This window comes from Bacillus sp. FSL K6-2944 (genome assembly GCF_038005385.1).
GTDB classification, from domain to species: Bacteria; Bacillota; Bacilli; order Bacillales; family Bacillaceae_G; genus Bacillus_A; species Bacillus_A cereus.
Genome location: NZ_JBBOTE010000001.1, coordinates 2194701 through 2219639, shown reverse-complemented (window position 1 = coordinate 2219639; position 24939 = coordinate 2194701). Strand labels below are relative to the sequence as shown.

Below are 24939 nucleotides of genomic sequence, written 5' to 3'. Positions count from 1 at the left end.
TGGGTGATATGAATGAAAAAGAAGCTTTTTATAGGAGGAACCTTTACTTTAATTAGTGTAATAAGTGTTGTCGTTTACTTAGTTTTTCAAGGCATATTCATTCCGAATCAAATAAGTGCTGATAAGTATGAAATAAAAGGTGTAGATGTCGCATCGTATCAAGGGGATATAGATTGGAGAGAGTTAAAAAAGCAAAATATGAAGTTTGCGTTTATAAAGGCGACTGAAGGAAGTTCGTTTGTGGATGAGTACTTTTCGAAAAATTGGAGGAATGCGAATAAGACAGATATACGCATCGGAGCGTATCATTTTTTTAGTTTCGATAGTAAGGGCGAAACACAAGCAGAGCAATTTATACGAACTGTTCCAAAATATAAACAAGCACTGCCACCCGTGATTGATGTTGAGTTTTACGCTAACAAAAAAGATAATCCGCCTAAGCGTGAAGATGTTACGAAAGAGTTGGCGGTCATGATTGAAATGCTAGAAAAACATTACGATAAGAAAGTAATATTGTATGCAACGCAAGAGGCATATGATTTATATATAAAGGATGCGTATCCAAAATGTGATATATGGATTCGTAGTGTTTTTACAAAACCGAGTTTATCTGATGAGAGAAAATGGACGTTTTGGCAATACACGAACCGCGGGAGATTAAGCGGTTATAATGGAAAAGAAAAGCATATTGATTTGAATGTATTTTATGGGAATGAGGAAGAGTTTGAGAGTTATGGAATGAAAGATTAAGTTTTAAAGCGTACAAAATTTTGTACGCTTTTTTGTTAATTACATAAAAGTATGCAAATGAAGATGGAACAAACATTTGAGATGAATTGTCTAATATAGGTAATAACTATTTAGCTTGAAAGAAAGGGTTGATAACATGAAAAAGAATACGTTGTTAAAAGTAGGATTATGTGTAAGTTTACTAGGAACAACTCAATTTGTTAGCACGATTTCTTCTGTACAAGCATCACAAAAGGTAGAGCAAATAGTAATCAAAAATGAGACGGGAACTATTTCAATATCTCAGTTAAACAAGAATGTATGGGTTCATACGGAGTTAGGTTATTTTAATGGAGAAGCAGTTCCTTCGAACGGTCTAGTTCTTAATACTTCTAAAGGGCTAGTACTTGTTGATTCTTCTTGGGATAACAAATTAACGAAGGAACTAATAGAAATGGTAGAAAAGAAATTTCAGAAGCGCGTAACAGATGTCATTATTACACATGCGCACGCTGATCGAATTGGCGGAATAACAGCGTTGAAAGAAAGAGGCATTAAAGCGCATAGTACAGCATTAACCGCAGAACTAGCAAAGAACAGTGGATATGAAGAGCCGCTTGGAGATTTACAAACAATTATGAGTTTGAAGTTTGGCAACACAAAAGTAGAAACGTTCTATCCAGGGAAAGGACATACAGAAGATAATATTGTTGTTTGGTTGCCACAATATCAAATTTTAGCTGGAGGCTGTTTAGTAAAATCTGCGGAAGCTAAAGATTTAGGAAATGTTGCGGATGCGTATGTAAATGAATGGTCTACATCGATTGAGAATGTGCTGAAGCGATATGGAAATATAAATTCGGTAGTACCTGGTCATGGAGAAGTAGGAGACAAGGGATTACTTTTACATACATTGGATTTATTAAAATAAGAAATTGTAGAAATACAAAAGAAAGGAGAAATAATTTTCTCCTTTCTTTCTTCTAACTATATTTAAATGCTGAATCTGTCGATTACGTCAGCATATATTACTGAGATTTTAATTCCAAGTATACAAATACTAGTACTGTCATAATTGCAATAACAACGTAAGTAGCATCAAGCATTATAAGTGTTTTTAAAGTTTCAGTCATCGTAATTCACCCCTGTTATAAAAATATAACATGATCTTTTTATTGATTAGATTAGAGATCATAAAGATAAAATGTATATGAAATTTCTTAAGTAGCTTCTATATAAATATATCATATAAATAATGTAAGTAATGTTAAGATAGTGTAAATGTATTGTAAATAAAGAGGTTTACAATGAAGGCTTTAATAAAAAAATGATAGTTCCTTAAAATAAAAAATACGCTATTTTCATATGAGATGAATTGCAATTATTTGTATAAGGGATTCAAAAAAATTTTTTCGTTGTATATATTTCTCCAAATTAATTATTTAGCTATTTAAAAGTATCGAAAGATGTGTGCACACTAATGTATATTTTTTGGATGTCAATAAAAGTATTATGTCAACAATATGAACTGTCACAAATCTTTATATATTATTGTGATTGATATCACATCACTTTTTTTCAATGGGTATTATGCTTAAGGTGTAATGAATGATTGGGAGAGGGTGGGATGATATGTTTTGTTATCAATGTGAACAAACGCCAACAGGCGGATGTAAAGTAATGGGTGTTTGTGGCAAGAATGAAACGATTGCGAGTTTACAAGATACGATTGTGTTTGGGCTAAAAGGAATTGCAGCTTATCGCACACATGCTGCTCAGCTAGGGTATACGGATGCATTTGTAGATGCTACAACACAAGAAGCTTTATATATGACATTAACAAATTCTAACTTTAACGAACAAGAGCATATTGATATGGCTATGAAAGTTGGGAAATCAGCTTTACGGGTGATGGAGTTATTGGATGAGGCACATACGAATCATTTTGGTGTGCCAGAGCCTGTACAAATTACACAAAATCGTGTAGAAGGTAAAGCAATTGTAGTTACGGGCCATAATTTATTTGCATTAGAAGAACTATTAAAGCAAACAGAAGGAAAAGACATTAATATTTATACGCATTCTGAAATGCTACCAGCACACGGATACCCGCAACTGAAAAAATATAAACATTTAAAAGGAAACATCGGTAAGGCATGGTATGATCAAAGACGCCTTTTTGAAAAATTTACTGGTGCCATATTAGCTACAACGAACTGTGTTATGCCAATTAAAGGATCATACTCTGATCGATTCTTTTCATATGACATTGCAGGTTTAGAGGGTGTACAAAAAATTGAAAATGATGATTTTACACCATTGATTCAAAAAGCACTAGAACTTTCAGAAGTACATATGGAGTCGGATGAACAGTTAGTAACAGGGTTTCATCATAATACAGTATTATCATTAGCTCCGGAAATTATTAATGCAGTAAAAGAGGGGAAGATAAAGCGTTTCTTTGTTATCGCCGGTTGTGATGCACCGGGAAAAGGCGGAGAATATTATCGTGAATTAGCAACGTCACTTCCGCCAGAAACAGTTATTTTAACAACTTCTTGCGGGAAATTCCGCTTTAATGATGTGGATTACGGTGTTGTACCTGGTACCGAGATTCCGCGCTACATCGACTTAGGACAATGTAATAATTCCATTTCTACAGTGAAAATAGCAGCTGCATTAGCTGATGCTTTCCAATGTGAAGTGAATGAATTGCCAGTAAGTATTGTGCTATCATGGTTTGAACAAAAAGCGGTTGCCATTTTACTCGGGCTATTTAGTCTTGGAATTCAAGATATTCGCATCGGTCCAAAGGCTCCTGAATTTATTTCACCTGGCGTGCTTGATGTATTACAAGAAACATTTGGTTTAAAACTAATTACAAATGCAGCAGAAGATATGGCTATGATGTTATCGTAATAAAAAATGATCTGTCTTATTAAATAAGAAGAGCTAGCCATATTTATTAACTTTGGTATAGTATAGTGCCCCAAAACAAAAATGTAGAATTTTTATTTTGGGGTAGTTTCTTTTCTTAGTGGGATAGGTATGGGGAAATTAAAAAAAAGAAAACAGGCTGTATCGAATAGGTAATAGTTGATTTTAGAAAAAAATATAAAATCGAGTTGACATTCATCGCTACTTAGTCATACAATGTAGTTGTAATAAGCAATACTGAGTAGTGTTGTTTCTCAAAATATTTTCAGTAGACAATAGGTAATAGCGGATTATAGAAAAAATTTGAAAATCAGTTGACATTCATCGCTACTTAGTCATACAATGTAGTTGTAATAAGTAATACTGAATAGTGTGGTTTTACTCAAAAACTATTCAGTAAAAAATTCGCCTTAGTACTCTGTGATACTGAATATAAGTCAGACAGAATAGGGGGTAAAGGAGGATCAGGACATGGAAAATTTAACTGAAATGCTGAAAGGTTCACTGGAAGGGTGTGTACTGGAAATCATTAGTCGCCGTGAAACGTATGGCTATGAGATTACCCGCCACCTGAATGATCTTGGGTTTACCGAAGTTGTGGAAGGTACGGTGTATACCATCCTCGTACGATTAGAGAAGAAAAAGCTTGTGAATATTGAAAAGAAACCATCAGATATGGGACCGCCTCGTAAGTTTTATTCATTAAATGAAGAAGGCCGCCAGGAGCTTGAATTGTTTTGGAAAAAATGGGATTTTGTATCGTCAAAAATTAACGTCTTGAAGTCAAAATAGGTTCATAAGATAAAATGTTCCGGCCGATATTTTGAGAATTTCTTGTTCGGTTTTATAAAAAAGGAGGAAAATAAGATGTTAGAAATGTTCAAAAAGTTAATTGGTGATAAAAAAGAGTACAAAATGATGATGGCACGAGTTGAGGCTCTGCCAGAGGACTACCAATTTGTATTTAAGAAAATTCAAAACTACATGTGGAATTTTTCAGCGGGTAACGGGATGGATATGTTACACATACAGTATGAATTAATCGATTTGTTCGAAGCGGGTGCAGCGGAAGGAAGACAAGTGCTTGACATTACTGGGGATGACGTGGCTTCCTTTGCTGACGAACTAGTGGCAAATGCTAAAACTTACGTCTCCAAGTATCGTGAAGATTTGAATGAAAGTATTATGAAGAAATTGAGAAAAAAATAAATGGAATAAGTAGTACCGACTGATTAGCTGGTTACACATATGAATTGCCATCATAGCTATTCAGTTATATTTTTAATTCGGTACTAAGTAATACAGAATATCAGTGATACTAAATAGATAGAGGTAAATAAATAGTCTACGCAAAACATTTTTATAGGGAGGAAAAAAGTATGAGTCATGCAGTGATTTCTGTAAAAGGCTTGAAAAAATCCTTTAAAGACAAGGAAGTTTTAAAAGGGGTAGATTTTGAGGTGCAGCGTGGAGAAATTTTCGCGCTGCTAGGCTCAAATGGAGCGGGAAAGACGACAACGGTCAACATCCTTTCGACACTAATGAAGCAAGATAGCGGTGAAGTAAGTATTTGTGGATTTGATGTACAGAGTCAACCAGATCATGTTCGTCAAAGTATCAGTTTGACAGGGCAGTTCGCAGCTTTAGACGGTATGCTGACTGGGAGGGAAAACTTGATAATGATCGCCAAATTACGTGGTGTTTCCAATCCCGCTCAAGTTGCTGACAATCTACTTGCAAGATTTAGCCTGACTGATGCGGCAAACCAAAGGGCAGATCAGTATTCAGGCGGGATGAAGCGCCGGCTTGATATCGCGATGAGTTTGATTGGGGCGCCAGCAGTTATTTTTCTTGACGAACCAACGACTGGACTTGATCCTGAAGCGCGAATCGAAGTGTGGGATACAGTCAAGGAACTTGCTGGTAGCGGCACAACGATTTTGCTTACGACTCAGTACTTGGAAGAAGCCGAACAACTAGCAGACCGTATCGCTATTTTGCATGGCGGAAAAATTATTACGACAGGTACTCTTGCTGAACTAAAAGAGATGTTCCCGCCAGCAAAAGTAGAGTATATCGAAAAGCAACCGACATTGGAAGAAATCTTCCTTGCGATCATTGGTAAAAAGGAGGAGATGTAAATGAAAAGTAGAACAGGTGTATTACTAGGTCGTTTAATGCGTAACATTATGCGCAGCCCGGATACAATTATTACAGTAGCGATTACGCCGATTATGATGATGCTATTATTTGTCTACGTGTTTGGCGGCGCAATAAAAACAGGAACGGAAAATTACGTCAATTATTTATTGCCGGGAATTTTGCTAATGGCTATCGCATCCGGTGTAGCTTACACTTCCGTGCGACTCTTTACGGATGTAAAGAGTGGGCTGATGGCACGTTTCATTACGATGCCTATTAAGCGCTCATCGATATTGTGGGCTCACGTTTTAACCTCTCTTGTTGCTAATGTACTTACTATCGTGGTGGTTATTCTTGTTGCACTCTTAATGGGCTTTCGTTCCAGCGCTAATATTCTAGATTGGCTTGCAGTAGCTGGGATACTAGGGATGTTTACGCTGGCGCTAACATGGCTAGCTATCATTCCAGGATTGAAAGCGAGGTCTATGGAAGGGGCGACTGCTTACTCGTACCCGCTAGTTTTTCTTCCATTTATTAGTTCGGCCTTTGTGCCTACCGAAACGATGCCAAAAATTGTTCGTGTGTTTGCGGAGAATCAGCCTGTAACTTCAATCGTGAATGCGATTCGTGCTCTTTTATATGAAGGAACTGTTGGTAACGATATTTGGATTGCGCTCGCTTGGTGCGTAGGTATAATGGTCATCTCTTACTTTTTCGCCAGTAAAGCATTTAAACGTCAGTTAGGGTAAGAAACGAGATAAACGAAACCTTCAGGAATAATATATATTTAGAAAAGCACGGGAGATTTTCCGTGCTTTTATTATTTATCATGCTCTCATTGTAGTAAATGAAATGGTATTTAAAAATAGAATAATTGTCCATAAAGCTTAATATTTGAGGCTCACTGCTTATGGAATGTATAAGCACACTCGTTTTTGTAAATCTGCTAATACTTCATCGGGAATTTCTTTGATTTTAATATCCTTCCCTAGAAAAAGCAGCCAATTTATTATTTCCGTCATTTCATCGGGATTGTTAACATTGATAAAAGTTTGTAAAATGGCTGTGGATTGGTAAGGATTAGTATAAGATATTGAAATTTTTAAAGGATGGTATTTTTTGAACTGGGCAATTGCTGTCGGACCAAGTTCAAATACAAGGTTAATTGCTTCGTCCTTCTTACTTAGTTTTTCTAAAATCTTTTTCTTATTTAGCCTTTTGTTCGTCGTGTATGGTTCGATATTAATGAGATCATCGACAGGAAACATCATCTTCTTTTCTTTTTTTAAGTCAAACCCTTCAATGATCCAATGGCTTTTTTCTTGATAAAGGTGCAATAGATAAATTGGATAAGACTTGATTTCTTCATCTTCTTTCATAGTAATCAATAAATGGTTATCCAAAAGAAGGATTTGAATGAGTTTTTCTAACATAGGATGGGGGAGATCAGAAAGCTCAAGTAGATCGGGATTATGAGGGTTAGTCCCTTGGAAAAGCAAGAGTTGATTTAAAAGAACGAGATCATCTTGCTGGGTTTCTGAGATGAGTCCTAGTAGTTTTTCGGCTAAAGATTGACGACTCTTTAGGTAGGGAAGTTGTTGATTCCTTGTAGCCATAAAGGCAATAAAAAGAGCTTTCACTTCATTATCAGTAAAGCGAACAACGGGCAGGATAGAGTTGTGCATAACAAAATATCCCCCGGTCCTCCCAACTTCAGCGACAAGTGGCATTCCCATAGCTTCAATTTCTCTAATGTCTCTAATAGCTGTCGACCGTGATATGTTAAATTCTTGTATAATTTCAGAAATTGTAAAGTGAGAGCGGTTGTTGATATACCGCATAATTGTATTAATCCGTTCAACTTTTTTCATTTTAGTCTCCTAAACAGTATCATTTTTTGACATGGTTTAAAGGTATTATAAACGTATCAGATGAAAAGATAAATCGTTTGATTAATAAAAAAAGAGGCAGGTTTTGAATATGAAAAATTATTCTATAGAAGAAAAAGATAGCTTTATTGTGTTAGGTATTGGAACTGAAATTAAGAGTGAATACACAGACTTTGCTGGAATAAATAAAGAAAAGGAAGACTTTTGGTCGGCTGTTAAAGAAGATGGAAGGCTGGACACTTTAAAAGCTTTAGCTACAAATGAATACATTTTTTCCGTGAGCGAAGCGGTGAATAACAAAATGATGTATTATGCGGGTGTCATGACAGAAGCACAAATAGAAGAAGAATCTAGAGTGATTCAGTTTCCGAGGGGAGAATACTTAGTAGTGAAAGGGGAAGACAAAACGGCTAAAGAGCTAAGTAATAAGCTTACTGGCATCGCCTTCGGTCAAGCTTTACCAGAAGCAAAGGATTTTGCCTACGTTGGTGGACCGAATACAACGGTTGAGATGGGACAGAGAAATGGCTTAGTATTTGGTGAAATGTGGATTCCGGTTGTTAGGAAGTAAAGTGATAAAAGGTGCGAATATAGAAAGTAGAGGCTAACGATCTTGTATTGTTGGCCTTTTTGAAATGAATATAATATTCATATACTGCTACACAGTATGTTCTGATGAAATGGAATAAAAGGGAATTGCTGTAAGGTGGTGGCAGATTGAATAAAAAAAGATTATTTGAGCTATTCATAGTAACGTTTGTTTTTCTATTCCTTCATGTAAGTACATTTACTAATGAAAAATTTAACGATAAATTGGGATCTTTTACTTACATTGTTTTATTTCTTATGCTTACTATCAACGCTATATTTATAGAAAGGTATTTTGGTGATATACAAAAGTGGATTCGAAATATTACATGTTGCTTTGCTTTATTTGTAGTGGTTTTAGTAGCTCTATGGATAGGTTATTTTTAGTCCTTACTTAAGAGAATGAGAAATATGTATGTGATTACACTACATTTGATCCGATACTATTACTTAGCTGCATCGGTTTATATTAATCTTTTCTCTCCTCAATCATGATAAAATGTACAATAGGAAATTTTATGTAAGATAAAGAAGGAAGGTTTATGGTGAGCCTGAGTACTTTGCTAGCTTTTGCGCTTGTTTTACTTAGTATGGTTTGTTCACCTGGGCCTATTTTGATTTATCTTATTTCTCGTTCCATTACACAGGGGCGTATGACAGGATTTATTTTTTTATTAAGCATCATGCTTGGATTTGTAATTCATATAAATGAAGCAACTTTAGTATTCACTCAAAAATCCATTGTCTATGAAACAACTAGATTTGTAAACGGCTTTAATAGAAAGATGTCTATTGTATTTTTTGCGGCAAGATTAAATAGCTTTTTTGTTACTTTACAATAAAGTATACTTAATATCAGTAATTCATGTAATTAGGGGTGGTTTCTATATTTAGAGAAAATACAAAAAGGATACTTCTGTCATTAGTAACAAATCCAATACTAATAATTGTATACGGAATTTTTTGTTATGAGTTGGCCTTATACTGTAAGTACGGAAGAATGAATTATAATATTTACATTTTGTTATTATGTATAGTACTTTTTATATCCATAACTACATTTACTACAATGCGGGTGATAAAAAATAGAGAATATGAATCTAAAAAATTAACAAATTCAATAGCATGGAGATCCATTTCTATTATCATTATTGTTGCAATTACATCATTTTATGGGATGCAGATTTATAAAAGTGCAATAAATTACAATGGTAAATTGGCATGGTTTATAGAAAAGTTAAAACATGAAAGGTCAGTTAAACTTAAACATAATAATATATATAAGTCTGGAGTAGAAGGTATTTTTGAAGATATAAATAAAAAATATCCTTTGCCAAAGAAATTGTATATGGCAACTGATTTTGATCTTACATTTCATTCAGATGGAACAATCACAGCGTTTGATACATTTGTTTATGGGAAAAATGATGATGGGAAAGAAGAAACTTATTTAATCTCTTATAATAAGAAGAAGTCAGAAGATATTACTATAATACGAGACGGATACGCAAAGCCTGATTATAATGATGATAAATTAGTAGAACCTTTAATTGAAACGGTTAAGGCGATTCCAGTTAAGCAAACGGTTAGAAAATGGAATGAAAGTAAGTATGGGTTGATTTATTATGGAAAAAGAAATTGGGGATCCAATACAGAGGGAATTATTAATATTACTGAGGATGGTAAGGGACAGAGTCTTAAAAAAGCAGCTTCTGATATCATTGGATATACTGTATCTATATTTGTCCCTGGAAAAGAGCAAGAGCTAGTCCCTGCTAGATATAATTTAATAAGTGACGCAAGTTGGAGTAAATCAAAGACGCCTCCAAAAGAAGATATGCTTAAAGAGAAGAAACAACAAGATTTAAAGAATGAAAAAGAACAGTTTTTCCTATCGAAAGAAGTTGGTTATAAACTAAATATGACAGATAAAGCATTAGGGAGCGCCTTTTATTCATTAAGCAAGACTAGTGATGAAGGGAAAACATGGGAGGTTATCAATCCAGACCCATTTAATGGGGGGATTGGTAGTGTATCAGGAATCACTTTTATAAATGATAAACTTGGGTTTTTAGGAGCAATTAGGCCTTCTGGTAATGAAGGAGAGTTATATCGCACAGATGATGGGGGAGTATCTTTTAAAAAGGTAGAATATCCGCCGCATGAAGTGAAATTAGATCATACACAGTCCACAATAAGTCCTTTTGATTCACCTAGTATGCCATATGAGAAAGATGGGGTTTTTAATATGTTAGTTGGACAAGGGGCAGATGGAGACTACAATGGCGATAGTAGTGCACTTTATCAATCAAAAGATAACGGAGAGACATGGGAATTTGTAGAAGAAGTGAAAAAGAAATAATCAGAATTTTTTTGAAAAATAAGGTAACTACTTAGCTATACATTTCATTTAGAAGTTTGGTAAGGAGTATAATTCCAGCCATGAAGATAAAAATGGACCTATACCTCGCTGCCTTTCTTTCTTTGTTTTATTTCTTATGCTTACTATCAACGCTATATATAGAAAGGTATTTTGGTGATATACAAAAGTGGATTCGAAATATTACATGTTGCTTTGCTTTATTCGTAGTAGTTTTAGTAGCTCTACGGATAGGTTACTTTTGAATCCAAAGATTGCTATTTTGTATGTATCACTTCTACCTCAATTTGAAGATCCAGAGAAGGGATCGTTGCTTTTTCAAGGTGCAGTTTTGGGACTTACGCAAATCACTGTTAGCTTTATAGTTAACCTTGTAATTGTATGTACAGCAAGTAAAATTGCAAAATGGTTTGGCACACGCCCGACGTGGCTACGAGTACAGCGTTGGCTTATGGCAAGTGTTTTAATGGGGCTTGCTGTACGTCTTGCTTTTGAACGTCGACAGTAAGAGCCTCTTTACCTTCAGTTTCTATAATATAACCTAATAAATATTAATATAATTTATGTATAGTAGATATTTACCTTATAAAATAAGGGGGGAATATTATGACTGAGACAAACGAATCTTTAGAAGTTAATTTGAAAAAAGATGTGAAGTTTTCTATTATAATTCCTGCGCATAATGAAGAAAAGTACATTAGAAAATGTTTAGATTCAATTGCAAAGGCATCAGAGGCATATAAAGAGCAAACGGAAGTTATAGTTGTTTTAAATCGTTGTACAGATAAAACAGAGGAAATAGCAAAATCTTATAATTGTGTTACATTGAAAAATAACGATAAAAACTTATCTAAAATTCGAAATGCAGGGGCTAAAATAGCTAGTGGAGAAATAATCGTTACTATAGACGCTGATACCATAATGACAGAGTCTATGTTGTTTAATGTGGATAAATATTTAGCTTCAGGTACATACATTGGTGGTGGGGTGAATGGTAAGTTTGAAAGAATATCTTTAGGAATATTTCTCTCCGCAATGTTAATCATAATCCCCTTACTTTTTAAGTACGGAGCTATATCTGTAGGGATTTTTTGGTGCTATAGAAAAGACTTTATGGCAATCAACGGATTTAATGAAAACATGCTTATGGCAGAAGATGCAGATTTCGCTAAACGTTTAAAAGAGTGGGGAAAGAAAAAAAATAAGAAATTCGGTACTATTAAAAATGGAATGATAACTTCATGCAGAAGATTTGATACATATGGAGACTGGACTTTACTTAAAAATCCAAAAGTAATTTTAGCTTATCTAAAAGGAAATGATAGAAAATACGCAGATAAGACATATTATGATAACCAAGAAAGATAAAAATGGAGAAAATCAGAAGAGGATAGCTAGTACTTTTTTAGATATAATGAGAATCCAACTTAATTTAATAGATATTATAAGAAAACCACCAATTTGATTATCCTTTTTCAAATTGGTGGTTTTTATTTTTGAAATAAATATGTATTTTTTTATGAAAATATTTTTTGACCCCCATAAAACTATGTATTCCTCCGAATATGTATAGTGAAGAAAATAAATAGAAGAAAAATGACTATGAAAGAATATAAAGCATTAATAAAATTACTAGATTAGGTGGGCATCCAAAATAAAAGGATGAAATTACCAATGGTATAGAGGAGAGTTATTCAAGGATTGCAGATAAAATAGAAAAAGAATAAGCAAAACGAACGGTAGAAAATAAGAAAGTAGATAAAAATACAAACCTAACTGTAGTGCCGAGAGAAAAGGAAAATCATTAAGAAAACGTTGGAAAAAGTTAGACTCGAAAAATATAACTAACAGCAAGAAAACAAGACCGAAGAAAAGTACCAAGAAAATCTGGTTAAATGGTCACTTTTGTAGTGGCCATTTTGCTATTTGAAGGAGGCTGGGAGATTACAAGTGTTGAGTTTAGTAATGAAGATCTTAAGAAAACCGAAAATAGAAGATATCGTATGTAACATACAAAACAACGAAGCAGATAAAGAAGCATTTATCGTACAGTATCAGCCTTTTATTAGAAAATCAATTTCATCTGTCTGCCGCCGATATATTACAGAACAGGATGATGAATATAGCATTGGATTGTTTGCGTTTAACGAAGCAATTGAACAGTATTCCTATACAAAAGGAAAATCCTTTTTAGCGTTTGCTGATCTTCTTATAAAAAGAGATGTAATTGACTATATACGTAAGGAGTCTAAACATAACTTTGTCTTTTTAAAAGAAGATGAGCAAGAGGAAATGTTAGAAATGCAAGTGTCGCTTACAGAGTATATGAAAGAGATGGAAAATAGTAACCGTAAGGAGGAAATTCTTCATTTTCAAAGTGTGCTAGCTGAGTTTAAAATCACATTCTCAGAGCTTGCTAAAGAATCTCCTAAGCATCGTGATACGCGTGAGCACTTAATAGAAATTGTAAAAATTATTATAAAAGAAGAGGAAATGATGGAAGAGCTGTTCCGAAAGAAAAAGTTACCGCTTAAACATATTGAACCGCGTGTTAGGATAAGTCGTAAAACGTTGGAACGACATAGAAAATACATTATTGCAATGTGTATTATTTTTGCAAACAACTATACATATATTCTGGATTACATAAGAGGGGAAAAGCATGATGAATAAAGGAATTGTGATGGATATAAAAAAGCATAGCGTAGTTGTTTTAACACCAAATGGAGAGTTTATTACGTGTAAAAGAAAAGGGGATTCTTGCATGATCGGGGAGGAAATCTCATTTGATGAGCAAGAACAAAAAGCATCGCATTTTTCGATCCCTTCCTTTCTAAAACCTGCATCAATACTTGTTGCTTGTTTTCTATTTGCAGTGCTGTTTTTCTACAACCAACCAGAAGAAAAAGTATTTGCTTACGTCTCAGTTGATATAAATCCAAGTTTAGAGGTGAGCGTAACGAAGGATTTTCGTGTTATAGATTTACAGGCTTGTAATGATGATGGAAGGCGTATTTTAAAAGAATTGAAGCAATGGGAAAATAAACAATTACAAGAAGTAATACGTACTATTATAAAGCAAAGTCAAGAGGATAAGTATTTAACGAATGATAAGCAAGTTATGCTAACAGCAGTTGCAAAGGACAAGGCGCTAGAACCACAGTTAGAAAAGGCAATGAAAGAATTGAAGAAAGAATATGAGTTAAAACATATTACAGTTGAATATCAAAGTAGCACGATGCAAGTACGAGAGAATGCTAGAAAAGCTGGAATTGGCACAGGTGTCTATATAAAGCAAGAGAATGAGAAAAACAAATCGCTTACTCCTCCTGCCACGCCGCCTAATCCGGTGGAAAATGAAGAAGAGGTGCAATCACAGCCGGAGTCATCTCCTGATGCATCAATGGATTTATCTCCTGTAAAAGAAAAAAAATATGAAAAGCAAGAGCAGAAAGAACAAAAGAAAACAGAGGGACAGCCATCGAAGCAAATAAAAGAAAACAATGGAAGAGGATCTCAGCAAGAAAATAGAGGGAATCAACAGGAGAATAACAGTAGAGAAGCTCAACAAGGAAATAATGGGAATCAGCAAGGGAACAACGGAAGAGAATCACAACAAGGAAATAATGGAAATGGGCAAGGGAACAACGGAAGAGGATCACAACAAGGGAATAATGGAAATGGGCAAGGGAACAACGGAAGAGGATCACAACAAGGGAATAATGGAAATGGACAAGGGAACAACGGAAGAGGGTCTCAACAAGGAAATAATGGGAACGAGCAAGGGAACAACGGAAGAGGGTCTCAACAAGGGAATAATGGAAATGGGCAAGGGAACAATGGAAGAGATCCTCAACAAGGAAATAACGGGAATCAGCAAGGGAACAATGGAAGAGGATCCCAGAAAGAAAATGACGGAAACGAGCAAGGGAACAACGGTAGGGGGTCTCAACAAGAAAATAGAGGCCACCAGCAAGGGAATGAAAAGAAGAATCAATAGAATATGGAAGTGAGAGATTCATTTCAAAGCTAAAAGGATTTCTCTCGCTATTGTGGGCAGTAAAACTCCCATCTCAAAATTTGGCTGGAGCAAAGAAGTTAGGTGGGAGTTGGGCTGCTTGTAAATGCCCAATTGGTGAGGGCTGATTAAAGTTGCACTTTATTATTTTATAGTTCTATTAAGAAGGAGTATGTGAAAAATATAATGGAGAAAAACATTCAACAAGAGAAAGATAAAGAAAAACCTGTTTTTTATGATCCGAAAGGAAGGAGAAACATAGCCTTTATTTCGTTTCTATGTATCTCAATAGTTAGTGTAGGTGTTTTATTTTATTTTTTCTTTCAAAGTATTTTTTCAACACCAGAAATTCCAAATATGAATACCGCTGTACAACAAGATACTAAACTTGTACCAATTAATCAAAAACTTAGTGATCAGCAGTTAAAGAAGGAAGAATTTAACCCAAATACCGGAACGAAGGATAATGAAAATTTGGTGAATCCGCCGAAGGATAGTAAACAACCTAAAGAAGTGTATGGTTTTTATGTAAACTGGGATGAAAATAGTACCGCTTCTTTAAAAGAAAATATCGATTCCTTAACTACGTTAGTACCAGAGTGGTATCATTTAAAAGCAGATTTAACGATTAGAAGTGAAATCAAACCTGAGATAGTAAAGTTGGCAGAAAAAAATCAAGTGAAGATTATGCCTTTGCTTACTAATTATACTGAGGAAGCTTCTGGTCCTGATAGTGGGCTAATTCATAAGTTACTGAATTCCTCAAATGATGTAAAGACAAAGTTTATTAATGATTTAGTAAGCCAAGTTAAAAAGAATCATTTTTCAGGAATTAATATTGACTTTGAGGCCGTACCTGAAAGTGATAGAGAAAACTTAACAAATTTTATGAAAGAACTTACTACGGAATTTCATCAACATGATTTGCTCGTTACACAAGATGTTCCAGCTAATGATAAGGCTTTTGATTATAGTGCGTTAGCAAAAATAATAGATCGAATGATTGTAATGATGTACGATGAGCACTATGGAGCCGGGGAACCAGGACCAATTGCTTCAAATAAGTGGTTCCAACATACATTGAAAGAACTGAATATTCCGTCTAATAAACTTATAGTTGCTTTCGGTAACTATGGGTATGATTGGGAAGTAAATAGTAAAGAAGCTGCGAAATCTTTAACTTTCTCAGAAGTTATGGCAATGGCTCATGATTCAAATATGAAAATTCAATGGGATAAGATTAGTGGGAACCCTTATTTTAGATATAAAACAGGAGAGAAAGAACATACTGCTTGGTTCTTAGATGGCGTTACTCTCTATAATCAAGTGAAAATCGCAATGGACAATAATGTAAATGGATTTGCGCTATGGAGATTAGGAGCAGAAGATCCTACAATATGGAAAGTTTTAAAAAATCCGATTGAGGTACAAAAAAATCCTAATGTATTACATAAAATCAATAGTTTAGATGAAGTAAATTATTCTGGACAAGGTGAAATTTTACAGATTGAGAATGAAAGAAAAAATGGATTGAGAGATTTTAAAGTAGGCAAAGATGGTTACCTTACAGATGAAGTATATCAATCCTTACCATCTGCATATGAAGTGCAACGATATGGAAAACCAAATGGGAGACAAGTAGTATTAACATTTGATGATGGACCAGACCCGAAATATACGCCAGAAATTTTAGATATATTAAAAGAGAATCAAATAAAAGCTGCTTTTTTTGTACTTGGTGAAAACGCACAACTAAATACTAGTATTGTAAAAAGAATATACGATGAAGGGCATGAAATTGGCAATCATACTTTCAAGCATCCTAACATAGCTGATACGTCTTTACTGCGAACGAAAGTAGAACTTAATACGACGCAACGTTTAATTCAGGAAGTAACTGGACATTCTACGGTTTTATTTAGACCGCCATATGAAGCGGATGCTAACCCGGATTCATCAAATGAAATATTGCCTATTTTACGTGCACAAAATATGAACTATACAATGGTAGCGGAAAAAGTTGATCCCGAAGACTGGGCAACACCATCAACAAATGAATTAGTAAAGCGTGCTCTTAATCCCATTTATAAGGGAGAGGGAAATATTATTCTTCTCCATGATGCGGGAGGGAATCGTACACATACAGTAGAGGCGCTCCCAATCATTATTAAAGACCTAAAAAAGCATGGATATAGTTTTGTAACAATTTCAGATTTAATGAATAAAGAACGAGATGAAATTATGCCTCCTGTTTCTTCTGAGGGGAAGCAATATTTACTTTACAATAAAGCTGTCTTTTCAGGAGCGGGATACTTTAAACATATATTAACTACTATTTTTTATATTGCTATTGGATTAGGGATTTTTCGATTTTTATTCTTAATTTATTTTGCATGGAAGCAGAAAAGAAAAACGTTATCTCGCTATATTAATTCGTCTTATCAACCTTTTGTTAGTGTTGTCATAGCGGCATATAATGAAGAAAAGGTGATAGCCAAGACGATTCACTCAATTTTGAATAGTAATTATAGAGAATTTGAAGTTATTGTTGTGGATGACGGATCGACAGATGGTACGTCAAAAGTAATGAAAGAAACATTTTATAAACACCCTAAAGTTCGTTTCATTCAGAAAGGAAATGGCGGGAAATCATCGGCAATGAACCTAGGGTTTCAACAATCGCGAGGAGAAATCATTGTCACTTTAGATGCGGATACTATTATTGCGCAAGACGCTATTTCTTTAATGGTTAGACACTTTGAAGATCAGAATGTAGCTGCAGTTTCAGGTAATGTCAAAGTGGGGAATAGACGGAATTTGTTAACTACTTGGCAACATGTTGAGTATATTACAGGGTTTAATTTAGAACGTAGAGCTTTTGATGAGTTAAATTGTATTACAGTAGTTCCAGGAGCTATTGGGGCGTGGCGCAAGAAGAATGTAGTTGAATCTGGATATTTAAGCGAAGATACATTAGCAGAAGATACCGATCTTACTATTACATTTTTACGTCAAGGGCATAGAATTGTATATGAAGAAAAAGCGCATGCTTTTACGGAATCACCTGAGGATGTGAAAAGTCTCATTAAACAGCGATATCGTTGGTCATATGGTACACTTCAATGTCTTTGGAAACATCGAAAAGCGTTGTGTAATTCAAAACATAAAACGTTAGGGTTTATTGCACTGCCTAACATGTGGTTATTCCAATATGTTCTGCAATTCATTGCTCCTTTTGCAGATATATTAATGATTATAGGACTATTTAGTAGTAATCCGCTAAAAGTTTTAGGATTTTATTTTGTATTCTTTTTAATGGATCTTTTCGCTTCTCTGTTCGCATTTAAATTAGAGGAAGAAAATCCGAAACCATTAGTATGGTTAATTTTACAACGTTTTATTTATCGTCAATTTATGACTTATGTTGTCATTAAATCTATATTCTCATCGCTTCGAGGAGTAGCGGTAGGGTGGAATAAACTAAAGAGACTGGGGAGTGTTAAACATTCCACGGAACATAAGGAGGCATCATAAAAGAGCGGACTATCTGCTCTTTTTTTCATTAGTTTTAGTTAGTTGAATGTAGAGTTGTAGCATAAAAACTGCTGCTTCTATAACGAGATTCCTATTCATTATGAATAGTGAGACAGTATGTTAAGCTAATCCTTTAGTTTCGGATTAAAGTTTTTTTATATTTTTTTAAAATGACGGACATAAAAACGCATATACCTTCGAATTATATATATGGATAACATAAATATGTATATAAAAGGGGAGAAATAAGATGAAAGAAAAAAAAGAAATGTTTCAAGAAATCGCTGAGGTGTTAAAGGTATTGGCGCATCCAGTTCGTCTATCTTTAGTAAAAATAATGCTTGCAAAAGGTCCTACTAATGTAACAACAATGTATGGGGATTTACAAATGCCTCAAAGTACAATTAGTCAACATTTATCTAAACTAAAAGCTGCTAAAATGGTTACAGGTACTCGGAAAGGATTAGAAATTTATTATGAGGTAACTGACAATCGCACAAAATCAATATTAGCATGTTTAGTTTAAATAATGACTTCTATTTCAAAATAAAAAACGCTATTCTTTTCTATGATTTTACAGAGAGAATAGCGTTTTTTATTTTTAAGGAGTATCTTTTTATATGCCTATAGAATGGAGTGAAAGGTTTATGGGTTTAAATGTACCTACTATTACCTTAGGTTCTAATGTGTCTAATAATGAAAAAATTCTCGGTTTAGGGGTGCTTCTTTATAGCTTACGTACAATTGAGATTAGAAAAAGTAGAGCGAGCGCTTAATGAGGCGGAAGTAGTGTTTATATGCGAAACTTTATAGAAATCTCATTTTTCTAATTGTATCTTTTTAGATTGATGGATGTGGGGTCACGTCCATCAATCTAAGAAAACAAGTTAGCTAAAAAATGATGAAAATAAACTTTATAGAAATAAAAAATATGAACGTAGAGGATTAAACAAAGTATATAGTGCTTTTTTAGTCATGTAATCTTTTAATTTGATGATCTTTTCCCCATTCAAACAGATCATTCATTATTTGCATTAAAGATTTTCCGTATTCACTTATGGTGTACTCAACCTTTGGTGGTACTTCTTGATATACGGTACGATAGATAATCCCATCAGCTTCAAGTTGCCGAAGTTGTTGTGTAAGAACCTTTTGTGTAATGTTTGGGATTTCTCGTTTAATTTCATTTGTTCGCATTTTTCCATCCGACAAAATACATAAAATATGAACTTTCCATTTTCCACCGATTACATCGAGTGTTGTTGCAATTGGGCAATTATCATTTTGATTCATATAACACCTCCAAAGGTACTTCAAGGTTCCTATAGTACCTGAAAGTACGTACTTTTCAATTATATGTAACTCATTCATACTAATACGTAAAGGATTGATTAATTTATAAAGGGGCTGGAAAATGATGAGAACACTTGTAATTGTAGCACACCCTCATATTGAAAAATCAAAAATTAATAAAAGATGGATAGAAGAACTTGAGAAACATTCAGATGAAATTACGGTGCATGAATTATATAAGGTGGCACCAAATTGGGAGTTTAATATTGAACAAGAGCAAAAGTTATTAGTAGAACATGACAGATATATATTTCAATTTCCGCTTTACTGGTACAGCTCACCACCATTATTAAAAAAATGGTTCGATGATGTATTAACATATGGATTTGCGTACGGATCACAAGGAGATAAAGTGAAGGGGAAAGAATTTGGTGTAGCTATTTCTATAGGTGGATTAGAAAAAGACTATGAAAATAGTGGGATTACAATGGATGAGTTGACGAAACCATTCCAAGCTACATGCCTATATACAGGTATGGAATTTATACCTTCCTTTTATTTATATGGTGCAGAATATAAACTAAGTGATGAAGAGATTGATAAAAGTGCACCTGAGTATGTGCAATATGTAATGAACAAGAAGTATTCTAATATATAATGAAAAATAGCCATTTACTTGTGAAGTAAATGGCTATTTTATATTCTTCTTATATTCACTAAGTGTAATCTTTAGTAAATTAATAGTTAATCTGGTAAAATAAAAAACCTAACATATATAAAGGGGAGTTTTACTTGAGAACGATGCGACAATTATTACAAAAGAGAGCAATGCAGTCACCAAATTTGGAAGCGCTTGTAGGAGGGAAGAAAAGATATTCGTTTCAGCAATATAATGAACGAGTAAATCAGCTTGCACATTATTTGTTACATAATGGTGTGCAAAGAGGAGATCGTATAGGAATACTATGCAAAAATAATCACCCATTTCCAAGCGTTATGATGGCAAGTTTAAAAATTGGAGCGGTATTTATTCCGCTAAATCATCAGCTTACTGTATATGAATTAGAAACAATTGTAAAAGAAGCGAAATTAAAAGTGTTAGTTATTGATGAAGAATTTAGTGAAGTGTTATTAAATGTTGATGCTGTTAAAGAAATTCCTTATGTAATTCAAACGACAAAAGAAGGTTTTGGTTCATTTGAATTAGAGCTGCAAAAACAGCCAACGACAGAACCGAACGTAGAAGTTCATGAAGAAGACGACGCCATTTACTTATTTACTTCAGGAACGACTGGACAGGCGAAAGCATGTGTAATTGGACATAAAAACTTACATCACTATTTTGCTGAAATTGCGGGACAAAGAGAAATCCCAGCAGGTGAACGCTTTTTATCTGTGCATCCATTGTTCCATATGAGTGGCGTGCTTTCTATTTTAAATTGTATTTATCATGGCGTTACGATGATTTTCTTAGCTGATTCGAATCCTGCTATTATTTGGGATAAGATTGAAGAAGAGAAAATTACTACGATGCTTGCGTTCCCTGCTGTTTATAGTTACATGCTTGATGAATTAAATAAAAAAGAACGTAATATTTCAACCTTTAAAGTGGCACAAAGCGGTGGTACAAAAGTGCCAGAAACACTCATTCAAAAATATATGGAAAAAGGAATCTATATGGTGCAAGGTTATGGTAGTACAGAAGGTTGGGTTGTAACCTCATGGCATCCAATGATGGGAAAAGAAAAGATGTCTTCTGTAGGAAAAACCTTGAAAAATGTAGAGGTGAAAATTGTTCATCCGGAAACAGGACATGAACTAACAACAAATGAAGTTGGAGAGATTCATGTGAAAAGTCCATACATGTTTAAAGGGTATTGGAATAATGAAAAGGCAACAAAGAAGGTAGTAAAAGATAACTGGTTTAACATGGGTGATGCTGGCATGATAGATGACGATGGATTCCTGCATATTATGGGAAGATATAAAGACGTTATTATACGCGGTGGTGACAATGTATATCCAGATCAAGTAGAAGATGTTATTCATGAAATACAAGGTGTTTTAGAAGTTGCAGTAGTTGGAGTTCTAGATGACTTTTGGGGAGAGGTTCCAAGAGCTTTCATTGTGAAGGATAGCGAAACAATATTAACAGAAGAAAGTATTACTCAGTATTGTAAACAGAAATTAGCCAGTTACAAAATACCAGAAGTGGTATTCATAGATGAGTTACCGAAAAACGCTTTAGGAAAAGTGTTGAAGAGGGAATTACGAGATGTAGTTCTTGTGAAATAGAAAATTATGAAACGATGGAGAACCCAGTTATGTATAAAGCATGACTGGGTTTTTATGTATCAAAAACATAATAATTTACTAGATTTTGTATTTTGTGTAAGATAATAAAGAATATTCAATTAATAATTCGAGGGATGAAATTAAATGAAGCTACCGTTATTAGAAGTAGAGACGGATAGACTCATTATCCGTCCATTTCAAAAAGATGATTACGAAAGTTGGTTAGATGGATTTAATAAGAGACTGCCATCGCAGTATAAATATGACGATGGCTATCAAGTTATGGCATCACGAACAAAAGAATGGTTCACGGAATGGATTAGAGGGTTTGATGAAGCAGCACATCGAGATGAGATGTATGTATTAGGTATTTTTCGTAAAGAAGATGGGGCTAATATTGGAAAGCTAGAGCTAATAAAAATTTTACGTATGGATTATCAGTGGGCAATGATGGGCTACTCTATTCATAATCAATATTGGAAAAATGGATATGGGGTAGAAAGTGTAAACGCTACGTTATCGTTATTTTTTAATAGCCTTAATTTTCATAGAATCGAATTACATATACATGTTGATAATGAGCCATCAGTGCGTCTTGCGGAAAGCGCAGGCTTTTCATTTGAATGCAAGAGAGAGGCATTTTCATTAGAGAATGGTAAGTGGATGGATTTTCTTATTTATTTTAAAAATAAGGAGATGAGTATATGAGAGTGGTTATTACAGGTGGAAATCGGGGATTAGGGTTACAGTTAGTAAAAGTATTTCATGAAAAGGGGCATATCGTTTATCCGTTAGTTAGAACTGAGGTTGCGGTAACGCAATTGAAGCAAATGTATAGTTGTAGATGTTTTCCTATATTGGCAGACTTATCGGTTGATGAGAGTACGGAGCAAATTGAGAAGCAGCTTGAGGAATATACAGAGCATGTTGATCTAGTTATAAATAACGCTGGCATTACTGGGAAGGAGACTGAGGTTTTACATACAAATTCAGAAGAGTTAACGGACTTATTTAATATTCATTGCTTAGGTGTAATTCGAGCTGTAAAAGGTACATATATGGCTTTAGCTAAATCGGATCATCCGAGAATCATAAATGTGTCCTCTCGGTTAGGTTCATTGCATAAAATGGCGAACAAAGAGTTTCCACAAGGTCAGTTCTCATATTCATATCGAATTGCTAAAGCTGCACAAAATATGTTAACGCTGCACAAAATATGTTAACGCTCTGTTTACAACAAGAGTTTGAGGATAAAGGAATTCATGTAACTGCTATTCACCCTGGAAAATTAAAGACTGACATTGGTGCTTTTGATGCGAATATGACTCCCGCTGAAGGAGCAAAAAATATATATGATTGGGTAATAGATTCAAACGAGGATGTTTCAGGCAAGTTTATTGAGCCAGGTGTAGGGGAATTAAAATGGTGATATACGATCTTGCAATCATTCAGAATCTGTTTGGCCCTTCTAAAAAAGTATTAAATGGCTTACCAAATGCAGTAACGATTGAAGAGATCGAAGAAGACGTTTTGTATAACGTACAAACATATAAAGAAAAGATAAGTAGATTTGAAGAGGTTTGTTTTAATTGGGAGTTAAAAAGAGCGAGTATTGTATTAAACAAAAGGTTTAGTAGTTATAACTCAAGTGTGAAAGTGTTACTTGATGTCGGTTTTTCTTTGTATGCCGCAAAGATAGAAGTATGTAGAGAATTGAACAATGTAGAAGAGCTTGAAAGACAATATACATATCGATCAATAGCAGAAGGAACGTTATCGGAAAAAGAATTTAAATATATTTGGGAACAATGTATGTCGGGTTCAGGGAATCAAACTTCAATTTTAACTATCGATGAACATTTTTATTCCGTGCAAACAGAGTTAGGTAAGGGGTGGGAAAAGTCATGTATTGTTTTTTATGATAAAACTGAGCCAATTGGTATGTCCATACCGCATATAGAAACTGGAACAGAAAGTGAAGGGCGATTATTTTACTTTGGAGTAATGCCTTATTATCGCGGGAAAGGAATTGCTTCCCGGCTGCATCTTCAATCTTTACATATGTTAAAGGAAATAGGGGCTACTTATTACATCGGAAGCACACATACTTCAAATGAAAAGATGCAGAGAATATTTTGGAGAAATAATTGTTCGTTGAAAACGGAGATAGAGCTTTATTATAAAATTTTTAAAGAAGGTTAGGAGAAAAGAAAATGAAGACTATAAACGTATTTCATTATGACGCATTTACGAATAAACCGAGTATGGGTAATCCAGCAGGTATTGTATTAGAAGCAGATGGATTAACGGAAGAGGAAATGCAAATTATTGCTGAAAAAGTTGGATATAACGAAACAACTTTTGTTCTTTCCTCAGAAGTAGGAGATATAAGAATGCGCTATTTTACACCTGGTTTTGAAATGGATTTATGTGGTCATGGGACAGTAGGGACGATATATGCCTTGCGCGAAAAAGGTTTATTAGAAGAGAAAAGTAACCTTACGATTGAAACGAAGGCAGGGATTTTACCGATACAAATAGGTGTAAATGAAAATGGAGAAACCTTTATTAAAATGAGGCAGACAGCACCTCAGTTTAAAGATTTTGCAGGTTCAAAAGAAGAATTAGCTCATAGTATTGGTTTAGAAGTAAATGATTTAGATGTAAGTTTACCGATAGTATATGGAAGTACAGGAAACTGGACTGTAATTGTGCCGATTAAAAATCTAGATGCGTGTGAGAGAATGAAACCTAATAATGCTGCATTTCCATCGGTATTAAAAGAAATACCTAATGCTTCTATTCACCCAATTTGTCTAGAAACTTATGATGAACTAGCACAAATGCATGGCCGTCATTTCTCGTCAGCTTATGCTGGGACGATTGAAGATCCAGTGACAGGAACAGCTTCAGGTGTAATGGGAGCGTATTATGCGGAGTATTTAGAGAAAGATTTTGAACATGAATTGGACTTAATCGTTGAGCAAGGACAGGAAATAAATAAAGATGGTCGTGTAACTGTTTATGTAACGAAAGGGATAGAAAACGAAAAGTTACAAATAGATATTGCTGGAACAGCGGTGTATGTGAAAGAGTTTGAAGTTTTAATATAAAAAAGAAAGCCCGGCATACAT

23 protein-coding genes and 4 pseudogenes are annotated in these 24939 nt (G+C 34.4%); 25 read left to right on the top strand and 2 right to left on the bottom strand.

From position 1 onward, the window contains the following. Positions 1–12 precede the first annotated feature (12 nt). From MHH55_RS11230 to MHH55_RS11200, 7 genes are all read left to right on the top strand, one after another. Positions 13–750 (top strand): glycoside hydrolase family 25 protein, encoded by a 738-nt coding sequence (locus tag MHH55_RS11230; RefSeq protein WP_078188015.1) that lies wholly within the window; start codon positions 13–15, stop codon positions 748–750. Positions 751–886: 136 nt separating this feature from the next. Beyond that, positions 887–1660, top strand: coding sequence for a BcII family subclass B1 metallo-beta-lactamase (bla2, locus tag MHH55_RS11225; RefSeq protein WP_078188016.1), 774 nt, complete (start codon positions 887–889; stop codon positions 1658–1660). A 701-nt stretch (positions 1661–2361) separates the two neighbouring features. After that, positions 2362–3648 (top strand): hydroxylamine reductase, encoded by a 1287-nt coding sequence (gene hcp, locus MHH55_RS11220; RefSeq protein WP_078186972.1) that lies wholly within the window; start codon positions 2362–2364, stop codon positions 3646–3648. A 489-nt stretch (positions 3649–4137) separates the two neighbouring features. Beyond that, the gene (locus tag MHH55_RS11215; protein WP_000429488.1) at positions 4138–4458 is read left to right on the top strand and encodes a PadR family transcriptional regulator; all 321 of its coding nucleotides are present in this window, start codon (positions 4138–4140) and stop codon (positions 4456–4458) included. A 75-nt stretch (positions 4459–4533) separates the two neighbouring features. Next, entirely contained in the window at positions 4534–4875 is a 342-nt protein-coding gene (locus tag MHH55_RS11210; RefSeq protein WP_000891986.1) for a DUF1048 domain-containing protein, read from the top strand. A 170-nt stretch (positions 4876–5045) separates the two neighbouring features. Continuing rightward, positions 5046–5807 (top strand): ABC transporter ATP-binding protein, encoded by a 762-nt coding sequence (locus MHH55_RS11205; RefSeq protein WP_071739348.1) that lies wholly within the window; start codon positions 5046–5048, stop codon positions 5805–5807. Further along, positions 5808–6557 carry an ABC transporter permease gene (locus MHH55_RS11200; RefSeq protein WP_071731219.1) on the top strand — a complete coding sequence of 250 codons (750 nt, stop codon included), beginning with the start codon at positions 5808–5810 and terminating at the stop codon, positions 6555–6557. It begins immediately after the preceding gene. A 159-nt stretch (positions 6558–6716) separates the two neighbouring features. On the opposite strand, the gene MHH55_RS11195 is transcribed toward MHH55_RS11200, so the two are convergent. Continuing rightward, positions 6717–7679, bottom strand: a complete 963-nt coding sequence (locus MHH55_RS11195) for a helix-turn-helix transcriptional regulator (RefSeq protein ID WP_063225552.1) — start codon at positions 7677–7679, stop codon at positions 6717–6719. A 109-nt stretch (positions 7680–7788) separates the two neighbouring features. Here MHH55_RS11195 and MHH55_RS11190 point away from each other — a divergent pair, with 109 nt between their 5' ends. The 12 genes and pseudogenes from MHH55_RS11190 (at position 7789) to MHH55_RS11135 (ending at position 18993) form a co-directional block, all read left to right on the top strand. Continuing rightward, positions 7789–8268 (top strand): GyrI-like domain-containing protein, encoded by a 480-nt coding sequence (locus MHH55_RS11190; RefSeq protein ID WP_002041563.1) that lies wholly within the window; start codon positions 7789–7791, stop codon positions 8266–8268. A 146-nt stretch (positions 8269–8414) separates the two neighbouring features. Beyond that, positions 8415–8672, top strand: coding sequence for a DUF3963 domain-containing protein (locus MHH55_RS11185; protein WP_001036214.1), 258 nt, complete (start codon positions 8415–8417; stop codon positions 8670–8672). A 155-nt stretch (positions 8673–8827) separates the two neighbouring features. Next, positions 8828–8993: pseudogene (locus MHH55_RS11180) on the top strand (LysE family translocator); the annotation flags it as partial. A gap of 169 nt (positions 8994–9162) precedes the next feature. Further along, positions 9163–10647: a WD40/YVTN/BNR-like repeat-containing protein gene (locus MHH55_RS11175; RefSeq protein ID WP_074048016.1), complete on the top strand. Its 1485-nt coding sequence runs from the start codon at positions 9163–9165 to the stop codon at positions 10645–10647. A 121-nt stretch (positions 10648–10768) separates the two neighbouring features. Beyond that, a pseudogene (locus tag MHH55_RS11170) lies at positions 10769–10910 on the top strand (DUF3963 domain-containing protein); the annotation flags it as partial. Then, positions 10904–11173: pseudogene (locus MHH55_RS11165) on the top strand (LysE family translocator); the annotation flags it as partial. The pseudogenes MHH55_RS11170 and MHH55_RS11165, both read left to right, overlap by 7 nt. Before the next feature lie 98 nt (positions 11174–11271). Then, positions 11272–12033 (top strand): glycosyltransferase, encoded by a 762-nt coding sequence (locus MHH55_RS11160; protein ID WP_078186969.1) that lies wholly within the window; start codon positions 11272–11274, stop codon positions 12031–12033. A 582-nt stretch (positions 12034–12615) separates the two neighbouring features. Further along, the gene (gene sigI, locus MHH55_RS11155) at positions 12616–13338 is read left to right on the top strand and encodes an RNA polymerase sigma factor SigI (protein WP_078186968.1); all 723 of its coding nucleotides are present in this window, start codon (positions 12616–12618) and stop codon (positions 13336–13338) included. Further along, positions 13328–14665, top strand: a complete 1338-nt coding sequence (locus tag MHH55_RS11150) for an anti-sigma factor domain-containing protein (protein ID WP_078186967.1) — start codon at positions 13328–13330, stop codon at positions 14663–14665. The genes sigI and MHH55_RS11150 overlap by 11 nt, the downstream gene beginning before the upstream one ends. Positions 14666–14869: 204 nt before the next feature. Continuing rightward, entirely contained in the window at positions 14870–18217 is a 3348-nt protein-coding gene (locus MHH55_RS11145) for a glycosyltransferase (protein ID WP_226369001.1), read from the top strand. A 250-nt stretch (positions 18218–18467) separates the two neighbouring features. After that, complete coding sequence (locus tag MHH55_RS11140; RefSeq protein WP_000660066.1) at positions 18468–18743, top strand: ArsR/SmtB family transcription factor; 276 nt, start codon at positions 18468–18470, stop codon at positions 18741–18743. A 94-nt stretch (positions 18744–18837) separates the two neighbouring features. Then, positions 18838–18993 (top strand): hypothetical protein, encoded by a 156-nt coding sequence (locus MHH55_RS11135; RefSeq protein WP_166669637.1) that lies wholly within the window; start codon positions 18838–18840, stop codon positions 18991–18993. A 193-nt stretch (positions 18994–19186) separates the two neighbouring features. On the opposite strand, the gene MHH55_RS11130 is transcribed toward MHH55_RS11135, so the two are convergent. Further along, the gene (locus tag MHH55_RS11130; RefSeq protein WP_001072980.1) at positions 19187–19510 is read right to left on the bottom strand and encodes a winged helix-turn-helix transcriptional regulator; all 324 of its coding nucleotides are present in this window, start codon (positions 19508–19510) and stop codon (positions 19187–19189) included. A 124-nt stretch (positions 19511–19634) separates the two neighbouring features. On the opposite strand from MHH55_RS11130, the gene MHH55_RS11125 reads away from it, so the two are divergent. The 6 genes and pseudogenes from MHH55_RS11125 to MHH55_RS11100 all read left to right on the top strand — a co-directional run bounded on the left by MHH55_RS11125 (position 19635) and on the right by MHH55_RS11100 (position 24918). Beyond that, positions 19635–20168 carry an NAD(P)H-dependent oxidoreductase gene (locus tag MHH55_RS11125; protein WP_002164479.1) on the top strand — a complete coding sequence of 178 codons (534 nt, stop codon included), beginning with the start codon at positions 19635–19637 and terminating at the stop codon, positions 20166–20168. Positions 20169–20311: 143 nt separating this feature from the next. Continuing rightward, entirely contained in the window at positions 20312–21805 is a 1494-nt protein-coding gene (locus tag MHH55_RS11120) for a class I adenylate-forming enzyme family protein (protein WP_078186970.1), read from the top strand. A 144-nt stretch (positions 21806–21949) separates the two neighbouring features. After that, positions 21950–22513: a GNAT family N-acetyltransferase gene (locus MHH55_RS11115; protein WP_078186965.1), complete on the top strand. Its 564-nt coding sequence runs from the start codon at positions 21950–21952 to the stop codon at positions 22511–22513. Continuing rightward, positions 22510–23234: pseudogene (locus MHH55_RS11110) on the top strand (SDR family NAD(P)-dependent oxidoreductase). The gene MHH55_RS11115 and the pseudogene MHH55_RS11110 overlap by 4 nt, the downstream one beginning before the upstream one ends. Continuing rightward, the gene (locus MHH55_RS11105; protein ID WP_139362466.1) at positions 23231–24007 is read left to right on the top strand and encodes a GNAT family N-acetyltransferase; all 777 of its coding nucleotides are present in this window, start codon (positions 23231–23233) and stop codon (positions 24005–24007) included. The pseudogene MHH55_RS11110 and the gene MHH55_RS11105 overlap by 4 nt, the downstream one beginning before the upstream one ends. Before the next feature lie 11 nt (positions 24008–24018). Further along, the gene (locus tag MHH55_RS11100) at positions 24019–24918 is read left to right on the top strand and encodes a PhzF family phenazine biosynthesis isomerase (RefSeq protein ID WP_078186963.1); all 900 of its coding nucleotides are present in this window, start codon (positions 24019–24021) and stop codon (positions 24916–24918) included. Positions 24919–24939: the final 21 nt, after the last annotated feature.